This window comes from Microbulbifer okhotskensis (genome assembly GCF_023895975.1).
Lineage (GTDB): Bacteria > Pseudomonadota > Gammaproteobacteria > Pseudomonadales > Cellvibrionaceae > Microbulbifer > Microbulbifer okhotskensis.
On the sequence record NZ_JALBWM010000171.1, the window covers coordinates 1 to 5,396 of the forward strand.

5 protein-coding genes are annotated in these 5,396 nt (G+C 48.5%); 3 read left to right on the forward strand and 2 right to left on the reverse strand.

Annotated elements, in window-relative coordinates; all coding sequences use genetic code 11:
* Positions 1–150: 150 nt before the first annotated feature.
* Together MO867_RS20240 and MO867_RS20245 are read right to left on the reverse strand one after the other, a co-directional pair.
* On the reverse strand, positions 151–447 hold the full coding sequence (locus MO867_RS20240; protein ID WP_252472461.1) for a hypothetical protein: 297 nt from the start codon (positions 445–447) through the stop codon (positions 151–153).
* Positions 448–469: 22 nt separating this feature from the next.
* Positions 470–2,062, reverse strand: a complete 1,593-nt coding sequence (locus MO867_RS20245) for a VCBS domain-containing protein (RefSeq protein WP_252472463.1) — start codon at positions 2,060–2,062, stop codon at positions 470–472.
* A gap of 400 nt (positions 2,063–2,462) precedes the next feature.
* On the opposite strand from MO867_RS20245, the gene MO867_RS20250 reads away from it, so the two are divergent.
* The 3 genes from MO867_RS20250 to MO867_RS20260 all read left to right on the forward strand — a co-directional run bounded on the left by MO867_RS20250 (position 2,463) and on the right by MO867_RS20260 (position 5,374).
* The gene (locus MO867_RS20250; protein WP_252472465.1) at positions 2,463–3,107 is read left to right on the forward strand and encodes a CHAP domain-containing protein; all 645 of its coding nucleotides are present in this window, start codon (positions 2,463–2,465) and stop codon (positions 3,105–3,107) included.
* 146 nt (positions 3,108–3,253) lie between these two features.
* The gene (locus MO867_RS20255; protein WP_252472467.1) at positions 3,254–4,432 is read left to right on the forward strand and encodes a hypothetical protein; all 1,179 of its coding nucleotides are present in this window, start codon (positions 3,254–3,256) and stop codon (positions 4,430–4,432) included.
* Between the two features lie 12 nt (positions 4,433–4,444).
* Positions 4,445–5,374, forward strand: coding sequence for a sensor histidine kinase (locus tag MO867_RS20260; RefSeq protein ID WP_252472469.1), 930 nt, complete (start codon positions 4,445–4,447; stop codon positions 5,372–5,374).
* Positions 5,375–5,396: the final 22 nt, after the last annotated feature.

Sequence of the window (5,396 nt, forward strand, 5' to 3'; positions counted from 1 at the left end):
CTAGGTTTTTATTGGAAAAATTCAAATTTTTTGAGGTTAGTGCTGAATAGTTACGTCGGTAGTAAAGAAACGACGCATGACCGTAATTTTTTAAGTATTGGATCAATAGGCAAGGCCTTACTGGGTCTTTATTTTATGCGAAAAATAGAGCTACTCCTCCCGCCGCAACTCCAGCCGTTGTGATTCTCGAATACGAAACCGACGTTTATTCTCCCGCTCACCGTGAATGCGGACTCGCTCACCAGACTTCATACCTTTTTCTTTGATCTCCTGCGCATCAATAAAATAGTACTCTCCGGTGTTTTCATCCTTCAGGGAGAAACGACGGTCGATTTCGCCGGTTTGAAAGTTCTCAGAGATTTCCTCTTCCAATACGCCGGTTACTGTTTCTTCTGCTATCGCGAAGGAAGAGAGTGAGAGCAGCAGGGCCAGGGGTAAGGTTTTCATCGTAGTCATACTCTTCGGTAGATTAGTTGCTATAACTAACAGAAATCGTGGCGGATTGATTGCTGGCGTCCACGGATTCAAATTCAATGGTAACCCCGGCAGATGAGTCAGTGAAGTTGTCGCCTGGAGTGGACAAAGTGGCCACCTGGTTGGCGATGACATTGTTACTGCTACTGCCGCGCAGGTAATGAATTGTTACGGCATTTTCATGATATGGACGGGGGTTTAGGATGTCGTGATCGATATGGTATTCGATATAGTAATAGTTCTCGCCATTTCTGCTGCCGGTGCTTTCGACTTTGAGAAGCTGTGGCTGTGACTCTTTGAGTTCTCCGGCGGTTAGTTCTATCGCTTGCAGATCTATGCGAGCAGTAGTGTTTGCGGATTTTCCGACGGTTTCTGTATACCCTGTGAAGGCATCATACCAGCCCATATAGTCCCGATGACCACTGCCGAATAGCCTGGACTGCCAGCCATTACCCATAAAGGAACCGCTGCTGCCGTATTCACTTTCGTTGTTGTCATTGGTATCTCCATCATTATTATCGTCATTGCCGGCGTGGCTCAGGCCGATATTGTGGCCAATCTCGTGTCCCATAATCAGTTGGTCACTATCGCTGACAATGATGCTCCACTGTCCGCCCACGGAGGCGACACCAGTGCCCACCAGATCGGCGTTGGCGGCAGCTTCGGGGTAGATATAGACACGGTGGCGCCAGTCATCCAGATCTACCGGTCGATTGTTTGCATCGACATAATTATTCTGAATCCAGCTGGTGGCATTATCTCTCCAGGTATAGCCTCCATCCGTATACTGACCGCCTGAGCGAGACTGTGCATTGGCCACACTTAATACACCACCAGTCTGACTGTCGGGAATGTTGTAATTAAAGCAGTCGATGGAGCTAGATTCGTTATTGTCTTCGCCGTAGCAGTACTGGGCCAAGGAGGTGTTGTCACTCAAGTGACGGCGGAACTTCAATTGTCCGAGGGAGTTTTCTTTGTAGGTGTTATCCAGGGAGTCGGTATCATTGAAGGTCATGTCCGCTATCTGGGATACACTCAAGTCGTTGCCAACCGAGGCATCGGAGAAGTTCATAAAAATGAAAACCACACTGCTTTCTGTGGCTTCTATTGTTTGAATAGAAAAAGTAACGGAGAGGGTGCTGCCATCAGTGAGCTGGAATGCGATCAGATCCTCTACAGATTGGCCGCTATTTAAATCCTGGGTATTGGCATTTAGCTGGTATTCCCAACCACCATTGGCAAACAGGGTTAAATTTCCGTAATTGCCCTCTACATTACTGGCCTGAAATTGCGGACTGCTGTTGTCTGTATTTTCCAGAGTTAGGGTACCGCTGGTAAATTCTCGTGTCCCTACAATGAGAGTTGATAATGGGGTGCTGGGGTTAAAGGTGTAACCGCCGGTATCTGAATCAGTATCTGTGCCGCTATCAGCATCGGTTTCATCCCCATCATCGGAGTCGTTTTCGGTACTTGTTTCTGTGCTTGGGGATTCTTCACTGGAATCACTGCTATTACTGGAGCCGCCCCCACAGGCTGTGAGGAAAACGGATAAACTAATCACAGTGAAAAATTTAAGGGTATCAGGCATGACAGTCTCTAATTATCTGTATGTGCGATTTAGCTGGATGATTTGTAAGTGATGGACAACTGCTAATTGGTACGGTTCCAGCGGGATAGTGTTTAGGTAACCGAAAGTTGATTGTGGGTCACCGGAGGCGAAAACCGCTCCTCTTTTTTGGCTGGAGGTGACTGATTGTTGACGCCAAACAGATGCTATATCGTTTGGCCTTCTGCCATACATCCTGTAAAACAGTGCCTTGGTTGTGACCGCTTTGTAGTTCAGAGGCATCGCAAGGGGGCTTTACCGGCAATTTCGGGGGTGGGTGAATCGGAGTGAAGCTACCCCAGGTCGGGAGTTGGTGCGTTTCTTTGCGTTGTCGGCATTAAAATCAGAAAAATAAATCAGGGTTGTTTATTGGAGAAAGGGAATGCGGTCTGTTATTACGAGAATCAAGGACAACAAAAAAACTACTCGGATACTGGTGTCTCTCGCTACTCTGAGTGCTTGCCTGCTGGCAATTGTAACTGCTTATCAATGGGTGACGCGCCTCAATCTCAATCCAGACTATAGAATCGGTGAGGTGATCGATTCGCTGCATGGAGTGAATGTTTACTACAACGGTGGTGTCAATCATGTTGAAGAGCGCAACACCTCAGCAGATGGCTATAACATCGGCTTAAAGTACCAGTGTGTAGAGTTTGTGAAGCGCTATTACTATGAGCGGCTGGGACATCGTATGCCGGATAGTTATGGGCACGCGAAGGATTTTTTTGATGGTGCAGTCAGCCATGGAGAGCTGAATAGCAAAAGAGGCTTGTTGCAGTTTCGCAACGCCGGAACTATGCCGCCTGGGGTTGGTGATTTAGTCGTGTATCGCCCGACAGTGACTAATCCTTATGGTCATGTGGCCATTGTTTCTCGGATAGATTTTAAGCAGGGCTCTCTGGAAATTATCCAGCAAAACGCAGGCCCATTTTCATCAACGCGAGAAACCTACCCTCTTATTTACAAGCCCTCTGGGACTTGGCAGGTGGCCAGCAACCGTATCCTGGGATGGCTGAGAAAGAAGTGACAGGCTCGCCGCGATATACTGCCGGGGAAATTTACCCTTCGTCTATCCCCCGCAATTGCAATTCTTCCCTCCAAATAACCGCTGGTCTTATCCAGTGGTGATTGGTGACCCGGCTGATAGCTTGCCTTCATCGAAAGGAGGCAAAAATGAACACACAATATTTCTGGGCTCTCTCTCTTCTACTCAGCTGTGGCCTGTGCCAGGCGGAATCACTGGAATCCCAGTGGGAGCTGGCGATAGCTGCCGCTCACGGTTTTACTTCTGATAGCGCCTTATTTGAAACGAACTCAAACCTATCCCGGCAAGCGCTATTACAGGGCGCTCTACACTACGGCACTTGGGAGGGGCAAGTTTCAGTGATACACAAAGCGAAAAGGGGTGGCAGCGAGGACACCCTGCTGGTGGTTGAGGAGCTGTTTTGGCAGCGGGAGTGGCTGGGCTGGGACTGGCTGCTGGGCAAGCGTCGCCTGGACTTTGGTGTGGGATATGGTTATCGACCTTTGGACTGGTTCTTGCCTGTGGAGCGCAATCCGGTCTCCCTGCAGGCCAACGAAGGTGTCGCAGTAATTTCAGCTAGCCGCTTCACTGAAAGTGGCGAGCTGAGCATCATGTGGGTGGATGCCAATGCAGGTCAGGAAGCGGAAAACGAGTTACCTAAAGGCTTAGCTGTACGGTGGTATCAACTGGAGGCCAGTGCTGAGTGGCAATTTCTGGGCTATCTGGATGACCAGCGTGGAATTAACTTGGGGGCTAGCTGGGTGAATACATATGGTGAGCAATGGGAGCTGCACGGCGAGTGGCGATATCAGCAGGAATATTTGTATTGGCAAGAACCTCAGTCTCCCGAGCTGGCATCCGCGCCGAAGCAAATTGAGTTAGATAATGGTTGGTTGGCGCTAATGGGAATGACTTGGGCAAATAGTCGCGGACACTCTGTCATTCTCGAGTATTGGTTTGATAGTCGTGCCTGGGGGCATAAGAACTGGAGTACGCTACGGGATAATAGCCAATGGTATCAAAGTCGAGGCGCGCTCTGGGATGGCCTTCGCCTGTCCTCTGCGCAGGCTTATCTAAGTGAAAATGCCTTACAGCACACGATGCTGGTACATTGGGGGCTTTCCAATCACGAGTATCATCCCAAGGTGGATTTGATCTACACGCCTGAGGATGGCGGCATCATATTCACGGCCGGGTTTAGTTGCGAAGTGGGCAGTGATTGGACGGTCGCAGCTTCCGTCAGGTACTTTGATGGCCCGGAAGAGTCTGCCTCTGCCCAGCTCCCAAATCAGGCAGTGGTCACTTTGAGTAGCAGCATTGTTTTTTAGGCGGGATTGACTGTGAGTATATTGAGCAGATATTTACGTACCCTGGCCCTCTGTGCGGCCGTGGCGGTGATTACCCAGATTATTTGGGGGGGGAGCTACTATGTGCATGGGGTCATTTCGTTGGCGTATGGATTTATAGGGGCGTCTTCACGGCAGTTGATCGAGTTTTTAAGGCCTGCTTGGCCGCAAAAACTGAAGTACGCGGTGACGACTATAGCCGCGATCTCATTGGGAACATTACATGCCTGGTGGTGGGTGTCTGGTTATGGAGACTTCCCTGCGATTGATTTTTTGATTGTCGCAATGATTATTACAACTTTAATCTACCAATTTAACCTGAATCGGGATCAGTCCTATCAGCTGGAGACAAAACATCAAGAGGCAAAATTGCAGCAGGCTCAACAGCAGAAGACTTTAATGCAAAGTCAACTTAAAGTCCTACAAAGCCAAATTGAACCGCACTTTCTATTTAATACTTTGGCTAACTTAAAAATGTTGATTCGTCATGATCCTCAAAAGGCGGAATTATTGCTGGATAATTTCAGTGATCTTTTACGTTTTAGCTTAAAAAAGTCTCGTTCAGATCAGGTTTCATTAAAGGATGAACTCAATAGCCTGGAGTGTTACCTGGCTATTCAAAAAATACGTTTGGGCGAGCGGCTTCAGTACAAGGTTGAGCTGACGGACGAGGTAAACCTGGGGGCTGCCGTCCCCCCTTTGCTGGTGCAGCCCCTGGTAGAGAATGCTATTTTTCATGGTATTGAGCCTGCGGCTAAGGGTGGGCTTGTTTCTCTAAAGGTAAAACGCGAGGGAATACAGTGGGTGATTGAAGTGGAAGATAATGGCGTAGGGCTGGAAGCCTCTAATGAAAAATCAAACTCGGGAAAACACAACGGAATTGCATTGAATAACCTGCATTCAACTTTGAAGTGCATCAGTTAATCCCCTGGAAAAGAACGGTCAG

Bases quoted from the DNA above. Each gene is read 5' to 3' on its own strand.
- MO867_RS20255 (WP_252472467.1), top strand. From the start codon at position 3,254: ATGAACACACAATATTTCTGGGCTCTCTCTCTTCTACTCAGCTGTGGC.
- MO867_RS20245 (WP_252472463.1), bottom strand. From the start codon at position 2,062: ATGCCTGATACCCTTAAATTTTTCACTGTGATTAGTTTATCCGTTTTC.
- MO867_RS20240 (WP_252472461.1), bottom strand. From the start codon at position 447: ATGAAAACCTTACCCCTGGCCCTGCTGCTCTCACTCTCTTCCTTCGCG.
- MO867_RS20250 (WP_252472465.1), top strand. From the start codon at position 2,463: ATGCGGTCTGTTATTACGAGAATCAAGGACAACAAAAAAACTACTCGG.